Below are 26590 nucleotides of genomic sequence, written 5' to 3' on the forward strand. Positions count from 1 at the left end.
ACCTCAAAATCCCAACGCCGCCCCCTCGAAAATCCAACAACGAAGACCCCGCAAACCCAGAAAAAACTCTTACTACTCCTGACCCACCCCCAACCCCAACACCCGCGTTAACCTTCATTTAATCAACCCCAGCCAGCATGGCCCCATTCCCAGATCTGCCAAGGCGAAGACATGCGCGTTCTCCTGCTCTTCCTCACACTCCTACTGGCCGGCCCGTTGCAAGCCAACCCGTTCGATGTGAAACCAGACTTCCTGCCGGTTGACCAAGCCTTCGTGCTCACCCACGACCGCCAGGCCGACGGCCAGATGCGCCTGTACTTCCAGATCAAGCCGGGCTACTACCTGTACCAGAAGCGCCTGAAGTTCGATGGCCTGCCCACCGAGCAACACCCGCAACTGCCACCGGCACTCAACCATCACGACGAGTTCTTCGGCGACAGCGCGGTGTATCGCGACCAGCTTGAACTGCTATTGCCTGCCAACGCCCAGGGTCAGTTGCGCCTGGGCTGGCAGGGCTGCGCCGATGCCGGCCTGTGCTACCCGCCGCAGACCACCTCGATCGACCTGGGTGGCAGCGTAACGCCCGCCGCCGAGCAAGCCAGCGACCAGGCCCTGGCCAGCGGCCTTCAGCAAGGCCACCTGGCCTGGAGCCTGCTGGCGTTCTTCGGCCTTGGGCTGCTGCTGGCCTTAACCCCCTGCTCGCTACCGATGCTGCCGATCCTTGCCGGACTGGTGCTGGGCAATGGCGCCAGTGCCCGGCGCGGCTGGCTGCTGGCCGGGGTCTATGTGCTGAGCATGGCCCTGGTGTACGCCGGGCTCGGGGTGGTTGCTGCCCTGCTGGGTGCCAGCCTGCAGGCCTGGCTGCAGCAACCCTGGCTGCTGGGCAGCCTGGCGGGGCTGTTCGTGCTGCTGGCACTGCCGATGTTCGGCGTCTTCGAACTGCAACTGCCTGCCGCCCTGCGCGACCGCCTGGACCGCGCCGGGCAAGGTACCCGTGGCGGCAACCTGTATGGCGCGGCATTGCTCGGGGCGTTGTCCGGCCTGTTGCTCGGCCCGTGCATGACTGCGCCGTTGGCCGGTGCGCTGCTGTACATCGCGCAGAGCGGTGACGTGCTGCAAGGCGCGCTGGTGCTGTTCAGCCTCGGCCTGGGCATGGGCGTGCCGCTGCTGTTGCTGGTAACCCTGGGCAACCGTTATCTGCCGCGCCCGGGTGCGTGGATGAACCGGGTCAAGGGTGTGTTCGGTTTCGTGTTCCTGGCCATGGCGCTGTACACCGTGCGCAGCCTGCTGCCTGCTACCTTGCTGCTGGCACTGAGCGGCGCTTGGCTGATCGCCTTGGCCTGGGCTGCCTGGCCAGCCCTGCAGCGGCTGCCGGCGTTGCGCGCCGTACCGCTGTTGGGCGCGCTGTGGGGCGGCCTGTTGCTGGTCGGTGCGGCAGCAGGCGGCGACGACCTCTGGCAGCCACTACGCCCGTTCGCCGGGGGTGGCAGCACAGCGGCCGCTGGCCAGCATGCCGAGGACAGCTTCGTCACCGTCAGCCGCCCCGAGGACCTGCAACGTGAGCTGGACGCGGCCAAAGCCCGCGGCCAGTGGGTGATGCTCGACTACTATGCCGACTGGTGCGTGTCGTGCAAAGTCATGGAAAAACAGGTGTTCGCCCGCAGCGACGTGCAGACCGGCCTGGCCGGCGTGCACCTGCTGCGCCTGGACGTGACCGCCGACAGCCCAGCCAGCAAAGCCCTGCTGCAGCGCTACCAAGTACCCGGCCCGCCCAGCATCATCTGGATTGGCCCGGAAGGCGAAGAACGCCGCGCGCGGCGCATCACCGGTGAGGTGGATGCAGCAGCGTTCCAGCAACACTGGGTCCAGACCAGGAGCCAAGGCTGATGCTTACCGTAACACTCGGGCCACTGACCATGGCCCTCAACCACCTGCTGATGCTCACCGCCCTGGTGATCGCCAGCGTGGTCGGCTGGTGGGTCGCCCGACGTGGCGGCGAGAGCCCGGAATCGGCGCTGTTCAACCTGTTCCTGATCGGCCTGCTGTGTGCCCGCGCCGGCTTCGTGCTGGCCTATTGGCCGATGTACCAGAACGACCCGCTGCAAATGATCGACATCCGTGACGGCGGCTTCCTGTTCTGGTCGGGCCTTGCCGGCATCGTGCTCGGAGCCCTGTGGCAGGGCTGGCGCCACCCCGGCCTGCGCCGCCCGCTAGGCTGGGCGCTGTTCAGCGGCGCACTGTTCTGGGGCCTGGCCAGCCTCGGTGGTCACCTGTACAGCAAAGGCACCGAACTGCCCGAACTGAGCCTGCGCAACGCCGGCGGCCAGGCCGTGGCATTGCACAGCTACCGCGGCAAGCCGCTGGTCATCAACATCTGGGCCACCTGGTGCCCACCGTGTCGGCGTGAGATGCCAGTGCTGCAACAGGCACAAAGCGCTTACCCGCACGTGACCTTCCTGTTCGTCAACCAGGGCGAAACCCCGGAAAACGTCAGCACCTTCCTCGCCACCACCGGCCTGAGCCTGACCCACGTGCTGTTCGACGGCACCGGCCTGCTGGCCCAGCGTGTCGGCTCCATGGCCTTGCCCACTACCCTGTTCTACGACGCCAACGGGCGGCTGGTCGGCAGCCACCTGGGCGAGCTGTCCCGGGCCAGCCTGCGCCACGCTCTGGAACCTTTCGACCGGGCCATTGCGCCCGCCCCTGCCGCACAAGGAAACTGACATGCGATTGACTGCACTGCTGCCCCTGTCCCTGGCCCTGCTGGCCTCCCCTGCCCTGCAGGCCGAAGAACTGCCCAAGGCCGTTCAGCAACTGCAAGCCAAGGGCGCCGTGATCAAGGGCAGCTTCGATGCGCCCAACGGCCTGCGTGGTTATGCCGCCGAGTACCAGAACAACGCCCTGGCCCTGTACCTGACCCCCGACGGCAAGCACGTGCTGGTCGGCAGCCTGTTCGACGAACAGGGCAAGGACCTGAGCGCCGAGCCGCTGCAAAAGCTGGTATACGCGCCGATGAGCAAGGAAATCTGGGCGAAAATGGAAAAGACCGCGTGGATCGCCGACGGCAAGGCCGATGCGCCGCGCAAGGTGTACCTGTTTAGCGACCCGAACTGCCCGTACTGCAACATGTTCTGGGAACAGGCGCGGCCATGGGTGGATTCGGGCAAGGTGCAGTTACGCCATATCATGGTCGGCATCATCCGCGAAGACAGCCCGGGCAAATCGGCGGCGCTGCTGGCGGCGAAAGACCCGGCCAAGGCACTGCAACAGCACGAGAAGGCCGGCAAGGCCAGCACCCTGAAGGCGCTGGAACAGGTGCCAGAGGCTGTGCAACAGAAGCTGGCGGCGAACATGGCGTTGATGGAAGAGATGGGGTTGCAGGCGACCCCGGCCATTTTCTATCAGGATGAGCAAGGCAACCTGCAAAGCCAGCAAGGGGCACCACGGCCGGAGATGCTGGGGAAGATTCTGGGCAAGCGCTAGTGCATGTGGTGGGGCAAAGATCGAGCTGGTGTAGGAGCGGGTTTACCCGCGAAAGGGCCGGACCTGCTGGCCAATTTCCACCAGCCGTTCACTGTTGCCGCCGGCACTGCATTCGCGGGTAAACCCGCTCCTACACTGATCGGGAGTGGACGCACATTGGTGATTGGACGCAGGCCGTTCTTTCGCAAGCATTAAATCTCCCGAGCGGGCAAATCTACCCCGCGCAGATTTAAATCTGCCACTCAACATATCTAGAAACAATTATTCGGCACGCCCTGTCGTTAAACATCGTTTGCTTGCTTCCCTTATTCAAATCCTACACACACGCACAATAAAGAACATTCGGACACTCACAACAAAGCATTCGAGCATCGAAAACAGAAATTTCTTACACAATTAGAAGAAAAAATAAACCCCAAACAACATTATCAGATTTAAGCAAGGCCCCTCTGAAGAATTTTCCCACAAAAATAGCTTTAAACCGAACACTCCAATATCACATCCAGCCACGCCATCCCCACCGAAAGATTGACTTGAAACAGCCGAACGTCTAAACCTCCATACCCATACATTTCAGACCACACCCAAAACCAGGAGACACTCATGAAAAATCAATATGGCATTAGCCTCATGGCATTGGCTTCGACACTCACTGCGAAATCAATTAACACCGCAACCATGACACTTAATTGGTCTACTTATGAATCCAACCCAATCGATCCGCAGCGCAAAAAAAATCATGACCATCACAAAAATCTTGACCACTGAGCACTTGAGGGAGCCCACATCGCTTCTTTGGTCAGCGCTGGCCCCTTGCATACTCTTCATCATCACCCAGCCAACGCATGCAGCCTCGACCTATACCGCTTCAGCCGCCTGGTTCTACTCATACATCTCTGCCACCCTCGCGTTCTTTGGATTCAGCTTCTACCTCATCGGCAGGAGGGAAAGTGGCTTCACGCGGTCCTTCATCTACCAACACAGCGCAATCAAGCTATTCCTGACGGCCCACACACTCAGTTATTTTTTATTGAGCTCGCTTTACGCCACACTATTCTACCTCTTGACCAAACCCTTACGAGGTCACTACTCACTTCCTGAATACCTCTATCTGATGGCATGCTTCTACACCAGCTACCTCATGTTCACCTGTATCGGCCTGGGGATCGCTGCGCTGCCGATAAAATTCAGCACAGCCAGCACACTTTTCTCACTCATGTCATTTCTCATGCTGGTCTCCGGATACACCGGTGCCACGCTGGGGCACGATGCTTCGCAGGCGCTAACGCTGATCAACCCGCTCTTTCTAAGCGCGCAGATCTTCCATGGCGAAATGCCCCTTCTCAACAGTTTCCTGATTGCACTTTCGGCCTCTGCAGCCTCGACATACCTGACCGGAAGGCATTTCAGAATCCAACCCATATGGAGCCGATACTGATGGACATTTTAACTATAAACAACCTTCACTTCGGATACAGCGGAAACCCGCTGCTGAACGACATTGAACTCACTATAAAAGCGGGGGAACTGGTTGGCATTCTGGGCAACAACGGGGCCGGAAAGACAACCCTTTTCGACCTCATCTGTAAAATAAAGAAACCGGCGAAAGGCACCATTTCCAATGTATCCAGGCGTCAGGCCTATTTGACCCAAATCCTTACACCGCCCCCCTTACTGCGCATGGACGAAGCGGGCAAGCTAATCACCAGCCTGACCCCCAACGTTTCCCCAGATCACACAGAGATTCTCTCGAAACTAGCCAAATGGTCCCCGTCACTGTCCAAGCGATATGCAGAAATTGCCAAGAAGAAAGCCGCCAATTGCAGCTACGGTGAAATTCGCAGCTACTTCACGCTGACCTTGTTGCTTTTAAACAGTGACTTGATCATTCTTGACGAGCCAACGGCTGGCGTAGACCCTGAATTTCGACATTATATATGGCTCGGTATAAAAAGCGCGTGCGCGGAAGGTACGAGCGTGCTGATATCTTCTCATTACACAGAGGAAATCACGAAAAACTGCCAGCGCTTTTATATGCTCGCAAACAAACGACTGGAAGCGTTTGACAGTGGTGGACAGTTCATGGAACGCCACCATGCCAAATCGCTGGATGAAGCCTTTATTAATGCATCGACCTAGGGGAAATCCTAAAAATTAAATCCTGGATTCAGCAAAGCACCCAGATTAAAACCGCGACGAAAGTGAAGTCAGCCAGAAACACAGGGCCGCTTCAGCCCCTTCCACACAACCTGTTATTTTTATCAGTAGCGCATTTTAACAAACACTGTCAAAGTCGACCGCAAAGCCACGCCGAGAAAAACATCATGGTGCCTACTTACATGAATCCTATTGATGAGGCGAGCGAAATGTCGGCCGCTAACACATCCATTTACTCACCTTATGGGTATCACCCGAACTCATCGGGCCTGCTGGGTTTTAACGGTGAGCGACCGGACCCGATGACTGGTAATTATTTGCTGGGTAACGGTTTACGGGCATTTAGCCCTGGGCTCATGCGTTTCAACTCGCCTGACAGTTTCAGCCCGTTCAAGCGCGGTGGTCTGAATGCATATGGTTATTGCCAGGGAGATCCAATAAACTGGCAGGATCCAAGTGGGCATTTCCGTTTTTGGCGAAGGTTATCTTCGGCATTCTCAGGTCGCGCCCCCATACCAGATTGGCATGGGGCGCTCTTAAAAGGGGAAGGTAAGTATCACCGTCTCGAGGTGCGGATGACAATGTTAGAACCGGTCCACGCGCCTGCACATACCTCAAACAATCTTCCGCCAGATTATGTATTTGCAGGATATCATGGCGGCATCAGGAGCTCTACGTGGTCTTTAGAGTCTGGCGTTCAGCCCCAGCGACATCAAATTGTTGATCATGGGCAGGGGTTTTATTTTACACGCAACTATGGCGTGGCCGAGCGCTATGCGAATGCAGCCGCCAAGCTTCACAAAGGTGAAGCTCGTGTATTTGGTGTGTACATCAAGGATTTCGATGTGCTCGTGGCTGCGGGCAAGATCAAAAAAATATGGAATGGGAAAAATGAGGCAACCAGGGAAAGTTATTTAATTGAAGAACATGCATTTACTAATATTCGAGTACGACGGCCAATTGTTGACCAGTGGGTTCTAAGGGAACCGTTTGGCGATTATTAGCCTAGCTTTGAGGGCCTCTTCACGAAAATAGCCAGCAACGAGCGACTGCCTGATTGATCTGCAAATCCGGATGAACGACTCAACCGCAGTGTGCGCAACCCGACCAATGAAAGGGGCGCCAAGCGCCCCTGCCCATCACAGCCCCTCCAGCTCCGCCATCAGGTCACTGAGCCGGTCGACCTTGTCATCATCCAGCGCACTGCCCAGCAGCCCCTGGACATACTCGGCCAACGCCTCCACCGTGCTGCACTCGAACATCGCCCGCAGCGGCACGTTCAGCTGTAGCTGCTTCTGCACCCGCGAAGCGATCTGCGTGGCCAGCAATGAATGCCCGCCCAGCTCGAAGAAGTTGTCGTGCACTCCCACCCGCTCGGCTTTGAGCATATCGGCCCAAATACCCGCCAACACGTCCTCCAATTCGTTGCGTGGCGCCAGATAGGCCTGACTGTACTGACCGCCGATGTCGATGGCTGGCAGGGCCTTGCGGTCGAGCTTGCCGTTGGCGTTGTGCGGCAAGCTGTCGAACCAGCCCCAATGCAACGGCACCATGTACTCCGGCAACTCGGCACGCAGTCGTTGCTTGACCTGCTCCAGCAACGCGGCATCGGCACTGACGCCCTGGTGCGCTACCAGGTAACCAACCAGATGCTTGCCGTTCACGCCCTCCTGCACCGCCACGGCAGCATCGCGAATTTCCGCCTGCTCATGCAGCCGGGCCTCGATTTCGCCCAGCTCGATGCGATAGCCGCGAATCTTCACCTGATGGTCGATGCGCCCGACGTACTCCAGCACACCGTCCGGGCGTTGCCGCGCCAGGTCGCCAGTGCGGTACAGGCGTTCGCCCGGCGCCCCATAAGGGTGAGGAATGAACGCCAGCGCCGTGCGCACCGGGTCACTGACGTAGCCACGGCCTACACCCGTACCCGCCACGCACAGCTCGCCCACCGCACCCAGCGGCACCAGTGCCTGGTCCTCGCCGAACAGGTACAGGCGGTTGTTATCGGTTGGCGTGCCGATTGGCAGGTAGCTGCCTTGGGTCGAGGCGGCATCGACGCGGAAGAACGCCACGTCATCCGAGCACTCCGCCGGCCCATAGGCATTGACCAGGCCGATCTGCGGGTAGCGCTGCAGCCACTGCGCCGCCAGCTCCGGTGGCATGGCCTCGCCGGTCGGCAGCATCCAGCGCAGGCCGTCGAGGGCCTGGTGGTCGCTGGCCAGCATGCCTTGGATCAGGGACGGCACGCTCTCCAGCACGGTGATGCCGGTGGCCTGCACGTGCGCCAGCAAGCCCTGCGGGTCATGGGCGATGGCGTTAGGCACGATCTCTACCTTGGCGCCGAACAGCGGCGCAGCCAGGAACTGCCAGACCGAGATGTCGAAGCTTTGCGAGGCGGTCTGGGCAATCACGTCCTGCTCGCTCAGCGCCAGGTAAGGCACCTTGCTCAGCTGGTTGTTGAGCATGCCGCGCTGCTCGACCATCACCCCTTTTGGCAGGCCGGTCGAGCCTGAGGTGTAGATCACGTAGGCGAGGTTGTCCGGGCCACTGTGGACACCCGGGTTGTGGCATGCGATCGGGTTGGCCTGGACGTCTTCCCAGACCAGCAGTTGCGGCCGCAGCGCAGCCTCCAGCTCACCGAGCAACTGCCGCCCCTGCTCGGCGCAGGCCGCGCTGCACACCAACACTGGCGTGCGGCTGAGCTGGATGATGCTTTGCAGGCGCGCCGCCGGCAGGCCCGGGTCCAGCGGCAGGTAGCCGGCGCCGGCCTTGAAGCTGCCGACAATCATGCCCAGCAGCGGCAACCCACGCTCGGCAAGCAGTGCCACTGGCTGGTCCACGCAGACCCCGGCAGCCACCAGCGCATGGCCCAGGCGGTTGGCCGCCAGGTTCAGCCCGGCGTAATCATAGGACGCCTCCAGGCAGCGGGCCACGGTACGCTGTGGATGCGCCACGACCTGCGCTTCGAACTGCGCGATGTAGCTCTGTTCCAGCGGATAAACCCGCTCGGTCCGGTTGCAGTCCTCCAGCAGGAAGCCTTGCTCCTGGGCGCTCAGCAGCGGTAGCTCGCTCACCTCTCCTTCAAAACCTTGTACCAGCGCCAGCAGCAGGCGCTTGAATTCGGCCAGCAGGCGCTCGACGGTCGGGTAGTCGAAGTAGCGCTGGTCGAACGACAGGTGCAGGCCCAGGTCATCACCCGGGTAGCACACCGCCGTCAGCGGGAAGTTGGTGTGGGTACGGCCCGAGTCGGAGCTGGCGTTCAGGAGCTGGGCGTGATCGAGCACGGCGGTTTCAACCGGCGCATTCTCGAACACGAACAGGCTGTCGAACAGCGGCTGGCCCTTGGGCAGCTCGCTGCACGCCTGGATCGCCACCAGCGGCAGGTATTCGTACTCGCGCAGTTCCATGTTGCTTTGCAGCAGGCCCTGCAGCCACTGGCGTACGCTACAGCGCTCGCCAGCGATGGGCAACTGCACGCGCAGGGCCACGCTGTTGATGAACAGGCCGACGGTGCGCTGCATCTGCGGCATGCTCACCGGGCGACCGGCCACGGTCACGCCAAAGGCCACATCGCGGTCGCCGCTGTAACGCGCCAACACCAAGGCCCAGGCCGCCTGGGCGAAGGTGTTGACGGTGAGCTGATGAGCCTGGGCCAGTTCACGCAGACGCACACCATCACTCACCTCCAGGCGGGTGTAGCAGTCGCCGACGACCATGCCGCTACCGGCGTGGTCATGGCGCAGCGGGCGGTCGCTCGGGATGGCTGTGGCACGTTCGAAGCCGGCCAGGTTGGCTTGCCACCAGGCGCGTGCGTCGTCCAGGCCCTGGCGTTGCAGCCAACCGATGTAATCGCGGTAACGCGGCGGCACCGGCAGTTGGGCCTGACGGCCTTCGCCAAGGGCCTGGTAGACCTCGAAGAAATCGTTCATCAACAGCGAGCGGCACCAGGCATCGATAAGGATGTGGTGGTTGCTCATCATGAACCAGTAGCGTTCATCGGCCACGCGCACCAGGCGCAGGTGGAACGGTGCCTCGCTGAGCAAGGCAAAGCCGGCCTCGCGCTCCTGCTTGTGCAGGGCCTGCAGGCGCTGCTCCTGGGCATCCTCAGCCAGGCCGCGCCAGTCCTGGTAGTCCACCGCCAGGTTGCCCGGCTTGTGGATGATCTGCAGCATCGCCTCGCCGCTGTTCCAGCTGAACGATGCGCGCAACGCTTCGTGGCGCGCCACCACCGCCTGCCAGGCCTGGGCGAAATGCTCAGGGTCGAGGGCGCTGTTGATGCGGTAGCGGTCCTGCATGTAGTACAGGCCAGTGCCCGGCTCCAGCAGGGTGTGCAGCAGCATGCCTTCCTGCATCGGCGTCAGCGGGTAAACGTCCTCGATCTGCGCGGCCGGGACCGGCAATGCGTCGATCTGTTCCTGAGTCAGGTGCGCCAGCGGGAAGTCTGATGGGGTGAAGCTGCCATTGCCATCGGCCAGGCAATGCGCGACCAGCGCCAGCAGCTCCTGACGATAGGCCTCAGCCAGACCCGCGATGGTCTGCTGGTCGTAGCGCTCGGCGCTGAAGGTCCAGCGCAATTGCAGAGCACCGCCATACACCTGGCCATCGACGCTCAACCAGTTGGGCAACGGCGCATTGAGGTCATGCGCCAACCCGGCCGGGGCCTCCAGGGGCTGGAACAAGGCTGTACTGTCGAACTGCTGGTCGAACTGGCCCAGGTAGTTGAAGGTGATGCGCGCCTGCGGCAAGGCCGCCATCTGCTCGCGCCCGGCGGCATCCGCCAGGTAGCGCAGTACGCCGTAGCCCAGGCCCTTGTGCGGCACCTGGCGCAGTTGTTCCTTGATGCGCTTGATCGAACCGGCCCGCGCCGCGTCGTCTTCACCTGGCAGCGGACGCAGGCTCAGTGGGTAGGCATTGGTGAACCAGCCGACGCTGCGGGTCAGGTCCATGTCTTCGAACAACCCGTCACGGCCATGGCCTTCGAGCTGCACCAGCACTTCTTCATCGCCGCTCCAGCGGCACAAGGCCCGCGCCAGTGCAGTCAACAGCAGGTCGTTGACCTGGGTGTGGTAAGCCGCCGGGGCCAGTTGCAACAGCTGCCGGGTTTGCTCCACGTCCAGGCCGATGGCCAGGGTTTGAGCGTGGCGATGCAAATTGCTGCCCTGCGGATGGTCGCACGGCAATTCGCGACGCACACCGCCCAGCTGGCCTTGCCACCAGGCCAGTTCGTCACGCAGCGAATCGCTGCCGGCGTAGCTGGCCAGGCGCGCAGCCCAGTCGCCGACGGCGTGGGTCTTGGCCGGCAGAGGCTGGCCACGGTACAGCGCCTGCAGGTCTTCCAGCAGCACCCGCCAGGACACGCCATCAACAACCAGGTGATGAATCGCCAGCAGCAACCGCTGGGTGCCCTGCCCGTCACGCACCAGCAAGGCGCGCAGCAGCGGCCCCTGTTGCAGGTCCAGGCTGCGCTGCACGTCGGTGTAGAGTGCCTGACAATCATTGAAATCGGCGACAGTGGCGCTCCACAGCAGTTGCTCGGCGCCAGGCTGCACGTACTGGGCCTGCCAGCGGCCCTGGGCGTCGCTGAAGCGCAGGCGCAGGCTGTCATGGTGCTGCACCAGCGCAGCCAATGCCTGTTCAAGGGTGGCCTCAACCAAGGGTTGGCGCACCTCCAGCAGCACGGTCTGGTTCCAGTGTTGCGGCTGTGGCACGTCACTGTCGAAGAACCAGTGCTGGATCGGCGTCAACCCGGCCTGGCCCTGGCGCAGACCCTGCTCCACCGTGCTCGCGGCTTCGCTGAGCTGAACCACAGTTGCCAGGGTCTGGATGGTCTGATGCTGGAACAGGTCGCGCGGGGTGAATTGCAAGCCGGCCTGGCGGGCGCGGCTGACCACCTGAATCGACAGGATCGAGTCGCCCCCCAGCTCGAAGAAGTTGTCCTGCACGCCGACCCGGGCAACGTTGAGCACATCGCGCCAGATCTGCGCCAGCTGTGCTTCCACCTCATTGCCAGGGGCCTGGTATTGCTGCCGCGCCTGCTCAAGGTCCGGCAGCGGCAGCGCATGGCGGTCGAGCTTGCCGTTGCCCATCAGCGGCAGGCTGTCGAGCAGCACCAGATGCGCAGGCACCATGTAGTCGGGCAGGTGCTGGCGGGCATCGGCTTTCACCGCTTCGCGCAGCAGTTGTTGCGCGTCGCTACCGGCGGTGGCCTGCCTGCACACCAGATAGCCCACCAGCTGCTTGCCGCCCGGCAAGTCCAGCGCCAGCACGACGGCCTCGTCGACATCCTCGTGCGCTTGCAGGCGGCTCTCGATTTCGCCCAGTTCGATGCGGAAGCCGCGGATCTTCACCTGCTGGTCGGCACGGCCAACATACTCCACCAGGCCATCGGTACCCAGGCGTACCAGGTCGCCGGTACGGTACAGGCGCCCGCCTTCGGCACTGAACGGGTCGGCGACAAAGCGCTCGGCAGTGAGGCCTGGCCGGTCGTGGTAACCCTGGGCCAGGCCGGCGCCGCCGACATACAGTTCGCCAATGCCGCCTTGCGGCAACAAGGCCAGATCCTCGTCGAGGATGTAGGCCGTACGGCTACCGATGACGCGGCCGATCGGTACGCTGCCAAGGTCTGCTGGCAACGCGTCTGGCGCCAGGCACGCCAGCGGCATGACCACGGTTTCGGTCGGGCCGTAGGCATTGAAGCACTGCTGCGGCGCAAAGGCCTGGCGGATGCGCTGCAAGTGCTCGCCGGTCAGCGCCTCGCCACCGGTAATCACCAGGCGTACCGGCAATTGTTCGCCCCGCCCGCCCAGGTACTGCGCCAGCTGGCTGCCGTAGCTGGGGGTGAAGCCCAGAATGCTCACCTGCTGCTCGCGCACCAACTGGCAGATGTCCTCGGCGCCCCACTGCCCCTGGGCGCGCAATACCACGCGCGCGCCACACAACAGCGGCACCCACAGGCGCTCGCTGGCAGCGTCGAAATTGATCGAATAGAAATGCAGCTCGCAGTCATCGCTGCGCATGCCGAATGCAGCGATCACCGCCTGGCAATGCATGGCAAACTCGCCATGGCTGACCACCACGCCCTTGGGTTTGCCGGTGGAGCCTGAGGTGTAGATCAGGTAAGCCTGGTGCTGCGGCAGGCTGAGGTTGTCCAGCGGCGCATCGCTGTAGGCCGCCAGGCTGGCGGCATCGTCTTCCAGGCTCCAGCTGGCCACGCCTTCAGGCAGCTCACCCAGGGTGTGCAGCAGCGCACGCTGGCTGAGCAGCAAGCCGATGCGGCTGTCTTCGATCATGTAGCGCAAGCGGTCGAGCGGGTACTCGGGGTCGAGCGGTACATAGGCGCCGCCGGCCTTGAGGATGGCCAGCAGGCCGACGACCATTTCCAGCGAGCGCTCCAGCGCCAGGCCCACGCGCACCTGCGGGCCGACACCCCGTTCGCGCAGGGCACGCGCCAGGCGGTTGGCCTGCTGGTCGAGCTCGGCGTAGGTCAAGTGCTGGCCGGCGAAGGTCAGCGCGCCAGCCTGTGGCGTGCGCGCGGCCTGGGCGGCGAACAGACCGTGGAGGGTCTGGCCAAGGTCGAAATCGTGTTCGCCCTGCAATTGGCCTGTAAGCACTTGTTGCTCGGCACTGCTCAGCATTGGCAGTTCGCACAGGCGGTGTTGCGGGTTGTCGAGCAAACCGACCAGCAGTTGTTGCCAGTGCTCGGCCATGCGCGCGATACGCGGCGCGTCGAACAGGTCGCGGCTGTAGGTCAGGCAGCAGCCCAGCCGGCCGTCCAGGTCGGTCACCTCCAGATACAGGTCGAACTTGGTGGCGCTGGCATCGTTGACCAGGTAATCCACCTGCATGCCGGCCAGCGTGCGGCTTTGCTGGAAGGCCCAGCGCTGCACGTTGCACATCACCTGGAACAGCGGGTTGTAGGCACTGCTGCGCGGTGGCTGCAGGGCCTCTACCAGTTGGTCGAACGGCAGGTCCTGGTGCGACTGGCCTTCGATGGCAGCCTGGCGAATCTGCTCCAGCAGCGCGCTGGCGGTCATCTGGCCGTCCAGCTCGCAACGCAGCACCTGGGTGTTGAGGAAAGCGCCGATCAGGCCTTCGCTTTCCGGGCGGATGCGGTTGGCCACCGGCGCGCCGATACGCAGGTCGCGCTGGCCGCTGTAACGGTGCAGCAAGGCGGCCAGGGTGGCGGTCATGGTCATGAACAGGGTCAGGCCGCGCTGGCTATTGAAAGCATGCACGCGGGCCACCAGTGCCGGATCGAGTTCGAAGCGGTACAGCTCGCCACGGTGGCTCTGGACTGCCGGACGCGGGCGGTCGGCAGGCAACGCCAGCACCGGGTGCTCGTCGCCCAGGCGGTGCTTCCAGTAGGCCAGTTGTCGAGCGCCCTCGCCGCTTTCCAGCCATTGCCGTTGCCACACGCTGTAGTCCAGGTACTGCACCGGCAGCGGCGCCAGTGGCGACTCGCGGTCATCGACAAAGGCTTCGTACAGCTCGCCCAGTTCGCGGGCGAAGATGTCCATGGCCCAGCCTTCGGTGACGATGTGATGCAGCGTCAGCACGAAGAAGTGCTCGCGCTCGTTGGCCTTGACCAGGCAGGCGCGCAGCAGCGGCCCCCGCTCCAGGTCGAAGGGCTGGTGCGCCTGGTCGTCGGCCAGTTGTTGCAAACGTTGCTGGCAGGCATCGTCTGACAAAGCGCTGAAGTCTTGCCAGTCCAGATGCAGGCCGCTGTCTTCGGCCACGCACTGGTACGGCACGCCGTCGATGCTGGGGAACGTGGTGCGCAAGGTTTCGTGGCGCACGATCAGCGCCTGCAGCGCACGCTCGAAGGCGTCCACGTGCAGGGTGCCGCGCAGGCGTGCCATGCCGCCGACGTTGTACGCCGGGCTGTCCGGCTCCATCTGCCAGAGGAACCACATTCGCTGCTGCGAGTACGACAGCGGCACTGCCTGACGGCGGTCGACACGGGCGATTGCACCTTGCAGGTTGCGCTCGCCGGCCGCGCGCAGGCGGGCGATCTCGGCACAGAAGGCGCCCAGCTCGCTGGCTTCGAACAGGGCCTTGAGCGGCAGCTCGACATCGCAGGCCTGGCGGGTGCGCGAAACGATCTGGGTAGCCAGCAACGAGTGGCCACCGAGGGCGAAGAAGTCGTCCTGCAGGCCAATGCGCGGCAGATTCAACACGTCGCGCCAGATGGCCGCGACCTGTTGTTGCAGCTCGGTTCGTGGCTCGACATGCTCACGCTGCTGCCACACTGGAGCAGGCAGTGCCTTGCGGTCGACCTTGCCGCTGGGGCCCAGTGGCATCTGTGCCAAAGGGATGAGTTGCGCCGGCACCATGTAGGCTGGCAATTGCTCAACCAGTACGGCCAGCACCTCGGCAGGCTGGGCGCTGCCACTGTAATAGCCGATCAGTTGCGCGCCAACGGCGTCCTTGTGGATCAGCACCAGCGCCTGTTCCACACCCGCCTGTGCCAGCAGGCAGGCCTGCACTTCCTCGGGCTCGACGCGGAAACCGCGCACCTTGACCTGCTGGTCGAGGCGGCCAAGGTATTCCAGGGCCTCCAGCTGAACCTGCCAGCGGGCGCGATCGCCACTGCGGTACAGACGCTGACCATTGCCGTCGGCCTGGGGTACGAAGCGCTCGGCAGTGAGGCCGGGGCGGCCCAAGTAACCACGGGCCAGGCCCGCGCCACCGAGGTACAGTTCGCCCGGCACACCGGGGGCGCTCAGTTCCAGCTCATCGTCCAGCACGCGGCACAGCACATTGCCCAGCGGGCGGCCGATGGGCGAGCGCTCGCCGTCCACCACCTGACAGTGCCAGTGGGTGACGTTGATGGCGGTTTCAGTCGGGCCATACCGGTTGTGCAGCTGCACCTGCGGCAGCACCTGCAGCACGCGGTCACGCAGCGTGGCGGACAACGCTTCGCCACCCGAGAACACCCGGCGCAAGCTACTGCAGGCACTTGCCTGCGGCTCCTGGACGAACACCTGCAACAGCGGCGGTACAAAGTGCAGCGTAGTCACCCCATAAGCCTGCACCAGGGCAGAGATACGCTGCGGGTCGCGGTGTTCACCAGGGCCGGCGAGCACCAGCTTGCAGCCGGTGACCAGCGGCCAGAAGCATTCCCACACCGAGACGTCGAAACTGATCGGCGCTTTCTGCATCAGCACGTCGCTGTCATTCAGCGCATAGGTCGTCTGCATCCACTGCAGGCGCTCGGCCAACGCCGCATGGGTATTGCCTACGCCCTTGGGCTGCCCGGTGGAGCCGGAGGTATAGATAACGTAGGCCAGGTTATCGCCGTGCAGGTGCAGGCCGGGGGCATGGCTGGGCCAGCTGTCCAGGTGCAACTGGTCGAGGGCAATGGCGCTGACACCGTCGACCTGCGGCAGCTTGCCCAGCAGGCTGCTGTGGCTCAGTAGCAAACGGGCGTCGCAGTCGGCCAGCATGTAGGCCAGGCGTTCGGCAGGGTAATCGACATCCAGCGGCACGTAGGCACCGCCGGCCTTGAGAATGGCTAGCAGGCCGACCAGCAATTGCGGTGAGCGCTCGATGGCAATGGCCACACAGGTATCGGGGCCGACGCCTTTGTCACGCAGGTAGTGGGCCAGGCGGTTGGCTTGCTGGTGCAGCCCGGCGTAATCCAGGCTGCCCCCGTCCCAAACCAGGGCGGTGCGCTGCGGCGTCAGGCGTGCCTGCTCATTGAGTTGTTCGACCAACAGGTGCTGCGCTGCGGCGGCCGGTGCCTGGCCCCAACCCAGCAGCTGCGCACGACCGGCCTCATCCAGCAATTGCACGTCGCCCAGCGCCTGCTGCGGCGCGGCACACACCTGTTCCAACAGCGCCAACAGGTGATGGGCCAGACGTTCGACGGTGCTGGCTTCGAACAGCTCCGTGGCGTAGTCGAAGGCCAGGCTCAGGCGGCCCAGATGGTCCTCCTCAGTGTGCAACTGCAAGTCGAACTTGGCTTCGCGGCTGTGCCACGCCAGCTCTTCGGCCAACAGCCCCGGCAGACGCCGCAGGGCTGACAGGTCGCGTTGCTGGTGGTTGAACATGACCTGGAACAGGCCCTGCTCGCGCGCATCGGGCAGGGCTTCGACAAGCTGTTCGAAGGGCAGGTCTTGATTAGCCTGGGCTTGCAACGTGGCCTGTCGTACCTGGGTCAGCAACTGGGTAAACGAGTGACGGCCATCGAATCGCGCGCGCAGCACCTGCGTATTGATGAAGAAACCGACCATGCCTTGGGTTTCCAGGCGCGGGCGGTTGGCGTTGGGCACGCCGACGCGGATATCGGCCTGGCCGCTGTAGCGCTGCAGCAGCGCCTGCCAACCTGCCAGCAGGACCATGAACAGGCTGGCCTGCTGCTGGTGGGCAAGGCTCTTGAGCGCTTCGCCAAGCCTGGCCGGCACCTTGAGGTTGAAGCGCGCAGCGCTGTGCTCGCGCTGGCTGGCGCGCGGGTGGTCAGTGCACAGGTCGAGCGCCGGCAGCTCACCACCAAGGTGTGCCTTCCAGTACTGCAACTGGCGTTCGGCTTCACCGTCAGCCAGCCATTGCCGCTGCCAGCTGCCGTAGTCGGCGTAACCCAGGGGCAACGGCGCCAGGTTGGCCTCCAGGCCTTGGCAGCGAGCGGCATACAGCTTGGCGAATTCTTCGAGCAGGATGTTCAGCGACCAGCCGTCGGCAACGATGTGGTGCAGGGTCACCCACAGCTGATGCTCTTCGTCGCCCAGGCGCACCAGGGTTACCCGCAGCAGCGGGCCCTGGGTGAGATCGAACGGCTGGCGGGCCTCGGTTTCACGCTGCACGGCGACCTGCTCGGGCGAGTGCCCTTCAAGGTCCAGGCGGTGCAGGCTGAACGGCTGTTGAGGCAGGATACGCTGCAGCGCCTGGCCATTCTCTTCGCTGAACACGGTACGCAGCGATTCATGGCGCGCCACCAGTGCCTGGAAGGCCACTTGCAGAGCGTTGACATCCAGCTCGCCGCGCAGATGCAAGCCGGCGGGAATGTTGTAGGCCGCTGATTGCGGTTCCAGCAGCCACAGCAACCACAAGCGGTTTTGCGCCAGCGACTGGGGCAACGCCTGGGCGCGCTCCAGCGTGGTGATGGCTGCGGTGCCAGCGGCGCCATCGGCGATGATCTGTGCCACGGCCTTGCTGTAGTCGGCCAGTACCGGCGCCTCGAACAGGGTACGCAGGCTCAGGTCGATACCCAACTCATCGGCCAGGCGCGCTGTGGCCTGGGTGGCGGCGATGGAGTTACCGCCCAGCAGCAGGAAGTGGTCGTCCGCAGCCACCGCCTCTACCTTGAGGATGTCGCGCCACACAGCGGCGATGCGTGCTTGCAGCTCGTCGCCAGCGGATGCACGGGTACCGGCTTCGCTCACCTCAGGGAAACGGGCATAGCAGTCCAGGCTGCCATCGTCCACGCGCAGGCGGCAGGCAGAGCGCTGCAACTTGCCGCTGGAGGTCTTCGGCAGCGCGCCGGGGTTCAGCAGCAGGACCACGGCCGGGGCCTGTCGGCAAGCGTCGGCGACGACCTGGCGCAGGGTCTTGATCAGGTCCTGGGGCTTGAGTGCCTTTTGCACGTTGCGGCTGATCTCCACCGCGACACCGATGCCCTCTTCGCCCTGGTGCTCGACGGCGAACACCGCCACACGGCCTTTGCGCAGCAACTGAACTTCGCGCTCGAGGGTTTTCTCCAAGTCTTGTGGGTACAGGTTTTGCCCACGCACGATCAGCATGTCCTTCAGACGCCCAGTGACGAATACCTCGCCGTCACGCATGAAGCCCAGGTCGCCGGTACGCAGCCAGGTCTGGTCGTCCATTTCGACGAAGGTTCGAGCGCTGGCTTCTGGGTTGCGCCAGTAGCCCCGGGCGATGCTCGGGCCGCCTGCCCAGATTTCCCCCACCTGGTTGTCGCCCAGCACTTGCAACTGTTGCGGCTCGACGATGCGTACCGCGTGCCCCGGCTGCGGGAAGCCGCAACTCATCAGCACGCTGCCAGTGCCGGGTTCGGCGCGGTTGGCGGCGAAGGCTTTGGCATCCAGCTCAAGCGCGGCGATACCCTGGCCACGACGGCTGCCGCTAACGAACAGGGTGGCTTCGGCCAGGCCATAACTGGCGAAGAAGCTCTGCGGGTCGAAGCCACAGGCCTGGAACTTGTCGGCAAAGGTGGCCAGGCTGTCCTGGCGGATAGGCTCGGAGCCGGAATAGGCCACGCGCCAGCGGCTCAGGTCGAGCCCGGCCAGCGAAGCCTCACTGACCCGCTCGCTGCACAGGCGATAAGCGAAGTCGGGCCCGCCGCTGATGGTGCCACCGTATTCGCTGATGGCCTGCAACCAGCGCAACGGCCGGGCCAGGAAGTACCCCGGCGACATCAGCACGCAAGGCACGCCACTGAAGATCGGCTGCAGCAGGCCGCCGATCAGGCCCATGTCATGGTACAGCGGTAGCCAGCTGACGATCACATCGTCGGGGTTGAGGTCGATGCCAAAGCCTTGGCGGATCAGTTGCTCGTTGGCCACCAGGTTGCCATGGCTGACCTGCACGCCCTTGGGCAGCGCGGTGGAACCGGAGGTGTACTGCAGGAAGGCGATGTCATCGCCCTTGAGCACGGGTTCACGCCAGTTCGCAGCCAGGGCCGGGTCCAAGCCATCCACTGCCAGCAGTTGGGGGGCGTTGTCCGCCGCCAGGGCTTCCAGGCCCTGCAGGCTGTCGCGCAGCGCCGCCACGGTCAGCAGCAGTCGCGGCTCGGCGTCATCGATGATCGACAGCAAACGCTCCTGGTGCTGCTGGCGCGCGGACTCCGGCGGGTAGGCCGGCACCGCGATCACGCCCGCATACAGGCAGCCGAAGAACGCCGCCACGTAATCTGGCCCGCTGGGGAACAACAGCACGGCACGGTCACCGAAGCTGGCGCGCGCCTGCAAGGCGGCGGCGATGGTGCGTGCACGCTGGTCGAGGTCCCGGTAGCTGAGCACGGCCTGCTCACCGGGTGTGTCGGCGAGAAAGCGCAGGGCAATCCTTTCCGGGGTCTGCGCGGCGCGTTGCGCCAGGGCCTGGACCAGCGAGAGCGGGAGTTCGAAGGCGTCCGTCATTGGGTGTTCCTGCCAGTGTCTGGTTAGGTCTGACAGCTGCTCCGCTAACGTGGGCGGGCAACGTATGCGACCGGGGATGTACACAGGGGAACGGATGGGCGGGGGGAGAAATTAGCGGGGGAGGTCACGCTTTAAGGGTTGATAAGGCATACCCCCAAAGCCAGCCACGCCTTAGAACTGAAACCTACAGATATTAATTACACTTCGCATTTGACAATTATTATCATCTTGCATAGTTTGTCGCACGTCGTAGGAAGCTTCCCAACCTTGGGCGCCTCCTCTCCCCTCTGTGACAAGGTGATTTCCATGGCGGAACAACTATCCACAAGTAAGTGCGATTCACCATTACTGCAGGCCTTCGTCGACAACCGCAGCATTCTGGTCAAGATCGCCGCCCGTATCACAGGCTGCCGTTCGCGCGCTGAGGACGTGGTACAGGATGCCTTTTTCCGGCTCAGCACCGCCCCGCAGATCACCTCATCGTTCAAGGCCCAGCTGAGCTACCTGTTCCAGATCGTGCGCAACCTGGCGATCGACCACTATCGCAAGCAGGCGATGGAGCTGAAGTACTCCGGTAGTGAAGAGGAAGGCATGAACGTGGTGGTGCAGAACGCCTCGCCCGAAGCCACCCACATCAACCGCGCCGCGCTGAATGACATCGCGGAGGCCTTGAACGAACTGCCGCCGCGCACCCGCTATGCTTTCGAGATGTACCGCCTTAATGGCGTGCCGCAGAAGGACATTGCCAAGGAACTGGGCGTATCGCCGACCTTGGTCAACTTCATGATCCGCGATGCGCTGGTGCATTGCCGCAAGACAGCCAGTCGGCAGGCCTGAAGATGGCTGCAAGCAAACGCCAGAGCGAACCTGGATCGCTCTCGCTTTTGCTTGCAGCGCTAGTGTGGTGTTTTGCAAATACGGCCAATAACTCGCAGCGCAAAAAACGCCGCAAGTTATGGTCGTTATTTGTGAAACACCACACTAGCCCCTACGTCAGCTTGCAACGATCGAAAAACCGCTCCCGCCCCAGAATCATCAACGCCGCCCGCTTGTGTGGAAAGTCGAACTCCTTGTCGCAATGGAAACATTGGTCGTGCATGTAGCCAATCATCTTGCCATTGTCGGCGCGCGGCTCGGCCACCACCCGCTGGGTGCGCGGGTCATCCAGGAAAAGGTAGTGCACCAACGCCGATAGCCAGCTGGCCACCTTGTGCGGCCCTCGGTGGCTCTCCTCTCCCACCAGCATATGGATACCACGGTCGTAGTCATCGGCCGGGTAGAAGGGGGCAATGCGGTCCTCCTTGGCCCAGTACGCCTCGAAGTAGGCAAACGGCTCGTCATCGAAACAACCGATCAACGTCAATGTATGCGGGTCGGCTTCGAGCTTGGCCAAGTATTCGCGGTGCTGCGCCAGCGTGCCACCCTCCTGCCAGAACGCCTCCACGCGAGGGTTGTTCTGCCAGCGGTTGAAACGCTCCAGGTCATGCTCGATCTCCAGGGTACGCAGCGATACCCAACTGCCCAAGCGCGCATCGAAGCGCCGGTACACTTCGCCCCGCGGCTTGGGCGCCCGGCGCGGGTGGCGCTTGCCGTTGCTGATCTGCATCTGCTGCGGATATACCCCGGCAACCGACTCGCCCAGCCACGGCTGCGGCAGTTGCCAGAACAGTGCGCGCTCGCACAGGTACTGGCCAGGCTGTTCACCGGCCAGCAGCAGGCCACTGGCCAACGCCTGCGGCAACACTTCGGGCAGGTGCCAGGTCAGGCGCTGGCAGGCCGTATCGCGCGACAGCAACCAATAGCAGGCGGCCCACAAGGCTTGGTAGGGGCGCTCGGGGCAAAAGCGCTCAAGGTGAACGTGCAGAGAAGCGCCAGCCTCCAGTCGCAACTGGATCAGGGGGCGGCCTTCAAGGGCCAGGCTTAGCCAGCTGTCGCCCTCCTCGGCACTGAGGCTGCGCCAGCGTGGCGGTGACTGTGGCTGCGAAGCGGCATCGAACGGCATGGGCTTGACTCACGAAAATGAAGAAAAGGCACACTGCAGGGAACGTTGCCGCAACACGGGAATTTAGTCTTGCGGTGCAGCCACTTTGATTCGGTAGGGCTCGAAGATGCGCGCCAGTTCACCGCTGTCACGCAGGCCACGCAGCAGGGCAGCGAACGACTGCTCGCCGATAGGCGCCCCCGGGCGCAGCAAGGCGTAGTGGTGATAGACCTGGTCAATGCGTTGTGAAGGCACCAGCTGCGCCCTGCTCGCCGGGTTGCGTGCCAGGAAATCGCTGAGGTAGGAACGCGTGACCAGGGCAATATCGGCGCGGCCGGCCTGCACCATCAGCAGGTTGCTGTCGTGGGAGTAGGTCAGGGTCGCGTTGTATGTCTTGCGCAGGTAGTCCGGGTCAGCGTTGAAGCTGGCAAACGCGTAGTGGTAGCCGTTGAACAAGGCCAGGCGTTTGCCGCGCAGGTCATCGAAATAATGCGGATCATTGCCGTTTGCCTTGCGGGCGACGAACACTTCGGCATCTTCCAGGCCCATGTCCACGGTCTGATGGGCAATCTGCTCCCAGCCCCATTGTGGGTTCTCGAAAATCGCCATGTCGGTGCGGCCCTGCTGGAAGTCACCGAAGCGCCGCTGGATAGACGTAGGCACCAGAACGAAGTGATAGTGCTGCTGCGCCCGGTTGAGTGCATCGACCAACTGCGGCAGCAAACCGGTATCGGCACCTTGCTCGGGGCGCACTGTGTAAGGCGGGAAATGGGCTGCGCCAATCTTCACTTCAACCGCCTCGCCAGCCCATACCGGTGCCGCCAACCAGAACACGGCCAGCAGCATCAGGGTGGACAAGGCCTTGAGGCCGGGCGCTGGAGTCAAGACGGACACTCATCACGGTTTATGCCTGTATGCGCTTAAGCTAGGCGTTTTCCAGGGGCGACACAACTACTGACGCCTGCTCTTTGTGCCAAAGCAGGCGGCAAAATGCCATAGGATGCCGTATGCCCGGACATTGGCTACGCTCTAGCAGGATCTGCAGGGGAGCCTGGTATGGGCCATTGGTTGGTGATCGACCTGGAAGCCACCACCGACGATGGTGGGTGGCCGGTTACAGAGATGGAAGTCATTGAAATCGGCGCAAGCCTGGTTACCCGCGAAGGCCGCGAGGTCGACCATTTCCAGCGTTTTGTAAAGCCACGGCGGCGGCCGCAGCTGACCCCGTTCTGCCGTGAGCTGACCCACATCAGCCAGGCCGACGTGGACAGCGCCGCGCCGTTTCGCGAGGTGTGGGCAAGCTTCGAGCGCTGGCTGGGGCACCACCGCGGGCAGCTTCAGGCCTGGGTCAGCTGGGGCGACTACGACCGCCAGCAACTGCACCAGGAGTGGCAGCAGCACAGCCTCGACAGCCTGCTGCGCACATTGCCGCACATCAATCTCAAGCAACGCTTTGCCAAGGCCCGCCACCTGCAGCGCCCCACCGGCCTGAACGGCGCCCTGCAACTGGCCGGCATGCACTTTTGCGGGCAGCAGCACAGGGCCCTGGAAGATGCGCGCAACACGGCGCGGCTATTACCGTTGACCCTGCCCGCCAACGGCCCCTGAAAGCAGATGACGACGCCTGTGGGCTTGGGCATACTGGCCAGCCCTTTTTCAGCACCTCTTTTCAGGAGTCGCCCATGTTCCAGGTCAACGAGTACTTCAACGGCACCGTCAAGTCGATCGCATTCTCGGGCGAAGAAGGCCCGGCCACTGTCGGCGTCATGGCTCCGGGCGAATACGAATTCGGCACTGCCAAGCGCGAGATCATGCATGTGGTATCGGGCGCGCTGACCGTGAAACTGCCAGATAGCGACAACTGGGAAACCTTCAACGCCGGTGACAAGTTCAACGTGCCGGCTGACAGCAAGTTCCAGCTGCAGGTGAAGGTGGATACCGCTTACCTGTGCGAATACCGCGACTAAGCGCCGGCCTGTTCCGGCCTCTTCGCGGGTAAACCCGCTCCTACAGGGTGCTGAGCCGACCTTCGATGTTGTGCGGTCCTTGTAGGTGCGGGTTTGCCCGCGAAGAATCCAGCACTAGTCCTTCAGGAAATCAGCAACGCGTTCAGCCGCCGCCTGCAAATGCTGCTCATGGCTGAACCCCGAAGCCTTCAACGGCTTCAGGTCATGGTCCCCCGCCACTAGCCAGCTCACCTCGATCGCCGGCGACAACGCATACCCCGCCACCGCCTCGCGGTTACCCAGCGCATCCCGCTCGCCCTGCACGATCAACGTCGGTGTCTTCAACTCGGCCAGGTGCTCTACCCGTGGCTTCTCGGGTTTGCCCACCGCGTAGAACGGATAGCCCAGGCACACCAGCGCATCCGCGCCCAGTTCGTCGGCCAGCAGGCTCGCCATGCGCCCGCCCATGGACTTGCCACCCACGGCCAGCTTGCCCGCGACCAAAGGTCGCACTTGCCGGTACACCTCACGCCAGCATTCAAGCAACACCTTCTGCGGGTTCGGCGGCCGCTTGCCACCGGTAACCCTGCGCTCGGCCATGTACGGGAACTCGAAGCGCACTACCGCTACCCCAAGAGCCGCAAGCCTTTGCGCCATTTCGTCCATGAACCCGCTGTCCATCGGCGCGCCCGCGCCATGGGCCAGAATCAGGCACCCCTTGTAGTCATCCTGACCTGCAACCCGCGGAGGATCGCAGCGCAAGCCTGGGACATTTGCGACCTTCGCCCATTGATCCCCGTCAATACCGGCACTTTGCCCATTAATCATGCTTGCCTCGCTGTAAAGCCTGCCAAATAACCGTGGATGGGAACCCATACATGAACACAACCAGCAGTACCGCCTATAACTACAAGGTGGTCCGCCAATTCGCCATCATGACGGTGGTGTGGGGAATCGTCGGGATGGGGCTCGGCGTCTTCATCGCCGCCCAGCTCGCCTGGCCGTCCCTAAACTTCGACCTCCCCTGGACCAGCTTCGGCCGCCTGCGCCCCCTGCATACCAATGCGGTGATCTTCGCGTTCGGCGGCTGCGCACTGTTCGCCACCTCCTATTATTCGGTGCAACGCACCTGCCAGACCACCCTGTTTGCACCGGGCCTGGCCGCGTTCACGTTCTGGGGCTGGCAACTGGTTATCCTGCTGGCGGCCATCAGCCTGCCGCTGGGCTACACCAGCTCCAAGGAATACGCCGAACTGGAATGGCCGATCGACATTCTGATCACCATCGTCTGGGTGGGCTACGCCATCGTGTTCTTCGGCACGCTGATGAAGCGCAACACCAAACACATCTACGTCGGCAACTGGTTCTTCGGCGCCTTCATCCTGACCGTGGCGCTGCTGCACATCGTCAACAACCTGGAGCTGCCGGTCAGCCTGACCAAATCCTATTCGGTCTACGCAGGCGCCACCGATGCCATGGTGCAGTGGTGGTACGGCCATAACGCGGTGGGCTTCTTCCTGACCGCAGGCTTCCTGGGGATGATGTACTACTACGTGCCCAAGCAGGCCGAACGGCCGGTGTATTCGTATCGCTTGTCGATCGTGCACTTCTGGGCGCTGATCACCCTGTACATCTGGGCCGGCCCGCACCACCTGCACTACACCGCCCTGCCCGATTGGGCGCAGTCGCTGGGCATGGTGATGTCGCTGATCCTGCTGGCGCCAAGCTGGGGCGGCATGATCAACGGCATGATGACCCTGTCGGGCGCCTGGCACAAACTGCGCAGCGACCCGATCCTGCGCTTCCTGGTGGTGTCGCTGGCGTTCTACGGCATGTCCACCTTCGAAGGCCCGATGATGGCCATCAAGACGGTCAACGCCCTGTCCCACTACACCGACTGGACCATCGGCCACGTCCACGCCGGCGCCCTCGGCTGGGTAGCGATGATCTCGATCGGCGCGCTGTACCACACCATCCCCAAAGTGTTCGGCAAAGAACGCATGTACAGCCTCGGCCTGATCAATGCGCACTTCTGGCTGGCCACCATCGGTACCGTGCTGTACATCGCCTCGATGTGGGTCAACGGCATCGCCCAGGGCCTGATGTGGCGCGCGGTCAACAGCGACGGCACGCTCACCTACTCGTTCGTGGAAACCTTGGTGGCCAGCCACCCAGGCTTCGTCGTGCGCTTCGTCGGCGGCGCGATCTTCCTCAGCGGCATGTTCCTGATGGCCTGGAACACCTGGCGCACCGTGCGTTCGCCAGCGCTTGACGTCGCCCCTGCGAACGCCCGGTTGGCTTGAGGAGAAACGCCTGATGAAACATGAAGTCATCGAGAAAAACGTCGGCCTGATGGCGCTGCTGATGGTATTTGCCGTCAGCATCGGCGGCCTGACCCAGATCGTCCCGCTGTTCTTCCAGGACGTCACCAACAAACCGGTCGAAGGCATGAAGCCCTACACCGCGCTGCAACTGGAAGGCCGCGATGTCTACATCCGCGAAGGTTGCGTGGGCTGTCACTCGCAGATGATCCGCCCGTTCCGCGCCGAAACCGAGCGTTACGGCCACTACTCGGTGGCCGGTGAAAGCGTGTGGGACCACCCGTTCCTGTGGGGCTCCAAGCGCACTGGGCCGGACCTGGCCCGGGTCGGTGGCCGCTACTCGGACGACTGGCACCGTGCGCACCTGTACAACCCGCGCAACGTGGTGCCGGAGTCGAAGATGCCGTCCTACCCGTGGCTGGTTGCCCAGCCGGTCGACAACAGCCACACCGACGTCAAGATGCGCACCCTGCGCACCCTGGGCGTGCCGTACACCGACGACGACATTGCCGGCGCCCGTGAAGCGGTCAAAGGCAAGACCGAGATGGATGCACTGGTCGCCTACCTGCAGGTGCTCGGCACCGCGATCAAGAACAAGAGGTGAGTGCG

At 63.0% G+C, this 26590-nt stretch carries 15 protein-coding genes and 1 pseudogene; 12 read left to right on the plus strand and 4 right to left on the minus strand.

The window, feature by feature from the left end; genetic code table 11:
• Positions 1-171 precede the first annotated feature (171 nt).
• The 7 genes and pseudogenes from dsbD to ACF8FB_RS01020 form a co-directional block, all read left to right on the plus strand.
• Entirely contained in the window at positions 172-1887 is a 1716-nt protein-coding gene (gene dsbD, locus ACF8FB_RS00990; protein WP_392510844.1) for a protein-disulfide reductase DsbD, read from the plus strand.
• Entirely contained in the window at positions 1887-2723 is an 837-nt protein-coding gene (locus ACF8FB_RS00995) for a prolipoprotein diacylglyceryl transferase family protein (RefSeq protein ID WP_392510846.1), read from the plus strand. The genes dsbD and ACF8FB_RS00995 overlap by 1 nt, the downstream gene beginning before the upstream one ends.
• A 1-nt stretch (position 2724) precedes the next feature.
• Positions 2725-3483, plus strand: coding sequence for a thiol:disulfide interchange protein DsbG (dsbG, locus tag ACF8FB_RS01000; protein WP_392510847.1), 759 nt, complete (start codon positions 2725-2727; stop codon positions 3481-3483).
• Between the two features lie 603 nt (positions 3484-4086).
• A complete protein-coding gene (locus ACF8FB_RS01005) occupies positions 4087-4251 on the plus strand; it encodes a hypothetical protein (RefSeq protein WP_392510856.1) in 165 nt (54 codons plus the stop codon).
• Positions 4184-4921 (plus strand): hypothetical protein, encoded by a 738-nt coding sequence (locus tag ACF8FB_RS01010; protein WP_392510848.1) that lies wholly within the window; start codon positions 4184-4186, stop codon positions 4919-4921. Before ACF8FB_RS01005 ends, ACF8FB_RS01010 begins: the two co-directional genes overlap by 68 nt.
• Positions 4921-5622, plus strand: a complete 702-nt coding sequence (locus ACF8FB_RS01015) for an ATP-binding cassette domain-containing protein (RefSeq protein ID WP_392510850.1) — start codon at positions 4921-4923, stop codon at positions 5620-5622. The genes ACF8FB_RS01010 and ACF8FB_RS01015 overlap by 1 nt, the downstream gene beginning before the upstream one ends.
• Positions 5623-5870: 248 nt before the next feature.
• Positions 5871-6104 (plus strand): annotated as a pseudogene (locus ACF8FB_RS01020) (RHS repeat-associated core domain-containing protein); the annotation flags it as partial.
• A 675-nt stretch (positions 6105-6779) separates the two neighbouring features.
• Here ACF8FB_RS01020 and ACF8FB_RS01025 read toward each other — a convergent pair.
• A complete protein-coding gene (locus ACF8FB_RS01025; RefSeq protein WP_392510851.1) occupies positions 6780-19733 on the minus strand; it encodes a non-ribosomal peptide synthetase in 12954 nt (4317 codons plus the stop codon).
• Positions 19734-20039: 306 nt separating this feature from the next.
• Between ACF8FB_RS01025 and ACF8FB_RS01030 the strand changes: the two genes are divergently transcribed.
• The gene (locus tag ACF8FB_RS01030) at positions 20040-20570 is read left to right on the plus strand and encodes an RNA polymerase factor sigma-70 (protein ID WP_010954997.1); all 531 of its coding nucleotides are present in this window, start codon (positions 20040-20042) and stop codon (positions 20568-20570) included.
• 151 nt (positions 20571-20721) lie between these two features.
• Here ACF8FB_RS01030 and ACF8FB_RS01035 read toward each other — a convergent pair whose 3' ends face one another.
• Together ACF8FB_RS01035 and ACF8FB_RS01040 are read right to left on the minus strand one after the other, a co-directional pair.
• Positions 20722-21735: a GNAT family N-acetyltransferase gene (locus tag ACF8FB_RS01035; RefSeq protein WP_014590234.1), complete on the minus strand. Its 1014-nt coding sequence runs from the start codon at positions 21733-21735 to the stop codon at positions 20722-20724.
• Between the two features lie 63 nt (positions 21736-21798).
• Complete coding sequence (locus ACF8FB_RS01040; protein ID WP_392509829.1) at positions 21799-22599, minus strand: substrate-binding periplasmic protein; 801 nt, start codon at positions 22597-22599, stop codon at positions 21799-21801.
• Positions 22600-22770: 171 nt separating this feature from the next.
• Between ACF8FB_RS01040 and ACF8FB_RS01045 the strand changes: the two genes are divergently transcribed.
• Positions 22771-23322, plus strand: coding sequence for an exonuclease domain-containing protein (locus tag ACF8FB_RS01045; protein WP_020192631.1), 552 nt, complete (start codon positions 22771-22773; stop codon positions 23320-23322).
• Positions 23323-23396: 74 nt separating this feature from the next.
• Entirely contained in the window at positions 23397-23681 is a 285-nt protein-coding gene (locus ACF8FB_RS01050; RefSeq protein WP_392510853.1) for a pyrimidine/purine nucleoside phosphorylase, read from the plus strand.
• Between the two features lie 114 nt (positions 23682-23795).
• Here the strand turns inward: ACF8FB_RS01050 and ACF8FB_RS01055 are convergent, their stop codons facing one another.
• Entirely contained in the window at positions 23796-24488 is a 693-nt protein-coding gene (locus ACF8FB_RS01055; protein ID WP_010955001.1) for an alpha/beta family hydrolase, read from the minus strand.
• A 50-nt stretch (positions 24489-24538) separates the two neighbouring features.
• On the opposite strand from ACF8FB_RS01055, the gene ccoN reads away from it, so the two are divergent.
• Entirely contained in the window at positions 24539-25963 is a 1425-nt protein-coding gene (gene ccoN / locus ACF8FB_RS01060; RefSeq protein ID WP_014590230.1) for a cytochrome-c oxidase, cbb3-type subunit I, read from the plus strand.
• Between the two features lie 13 nt (positions 25964-25976).
• Positions 25977-26585, plus strand: a complete 609-nt coding sequence (gene ccoO / locus ACF8FB_RS01065) for a cytochrome-c oxidase, cbb3-type subunit II (RefSeq protein ID WP_010955002.1) — start codon at positions 25977-25979, stop codon at positions 26583-26585.
• The last annotated feature ends 5 nt before the right edge of the window (positions 26586-26590 follow it).

This window comes from Pseudomonas sp. yb_2, assembly GCF_043103905.1.
GTDB classification, from domain to species: domain Bacteria; phylum Pseudomonadota; class Gammaproteobacteria; order Pseudomonadales; family Pseudomonadaceae; genus Aquipseudomonas; species Aquipseudomonas alloputida.

Bases quoted from the DNA above. Each gene is read 5' to 3' on its own strand.
- ACF8FB_RS01025 (WP_392510851.1), bottom strand. From the start codon at position 19,733: ATGACGGACGCCTTCGAACTCCCGCTCTCGCTGGTCCAGGCCCTGGCG.
- ACF8FB_RS00995 (WP_392510846.1), top strand. From the start codon at position 1,887: ATGCTTACCGTAACACTCGGGCCACTGACCATGGCCCTCAACCACCTG.
- ACF8FB_RS01045 (WP_020192631.1), top strand. From the start codon at position 22,771: ATGGGCCATTGGTTGGTGATCGACCTGGAAGCCACCACCGACGATGGT.
- ACF8FB_RS01055 (WP_010955001.1), bottom strand. From the start codon at position 24,488: ATGATTAATGGGCAAAGTGCCGGTATTGACGGGGATCAATGGGCGAAG.
- dsbD (WP_392510844.1), top strand. From the start codon at position 172: ATGCGCGTTCTCCTGCTCTTCCTCACACTCCTACTGGCCGGCCCGTTG.
- ACF8FB_RS01005 (WP_392510856.1), top strand. From the start codon at position 4,087: ATGAAAAATCAATATGGCATTAGCCTCATGGCATTGGCTTCGACACTC.
- ACF8FB_RS01015 (WP_392510850.1), top strand. From the start codon at position 4,921: ATGGACATTTTAACTATAAACAACCTTCACTTCGGATACAGCGGAAAC.
- dsbG (WP_392510847.1), top strand. From the start codon at position 2,725: ATGCGATTGACTGCACTGCTGCCCCTGTCCCTGGCCCTGCTGGCCTCC.
- ACF8FB_RS01010 (WP_392510848.1), top strand. From the start codon at position 4,184: ATGAATCCAACCCAATCGATCCGCAGCGCAAAAAAAATCATGACCATC.
- ACF8FB_RS01035 (WP_014590234.1), bottom strand. From the start codon at position 21,735: ATGCCGTTCGATGCCGCTTCGCAGCCACAGTCACCGCCACGCTGGCGC.
- ACF8FB_RS01050 (WP_392510853.1), top strand. From the start codon at position 23,397: ATGTTCCAGGTCAACGAGTACTTCAACGGCACCGTCAAGTCGATCGCA.
- ccoN (WP_014590230.1), top strand. From the start codon at position 24,539: ATGAACACAACCAGCAGTACCGCCTATAACTACAAGGTGGTCCGCCAA.
- ccoO (WP_010955002.1), top strand. From the start codon at position 25,977: ATGAAACATGAAGTCATCGAGAAAAACGTCGGCCTGATGGCGCTGCTG.
- ACF8FB_RS01030 (WP_010954997.1), top strand. From the start codon at position 20,040: ATGGCGGAACAACTATCCACAAGTAAGTGCGATTCACCATTACTGCAG.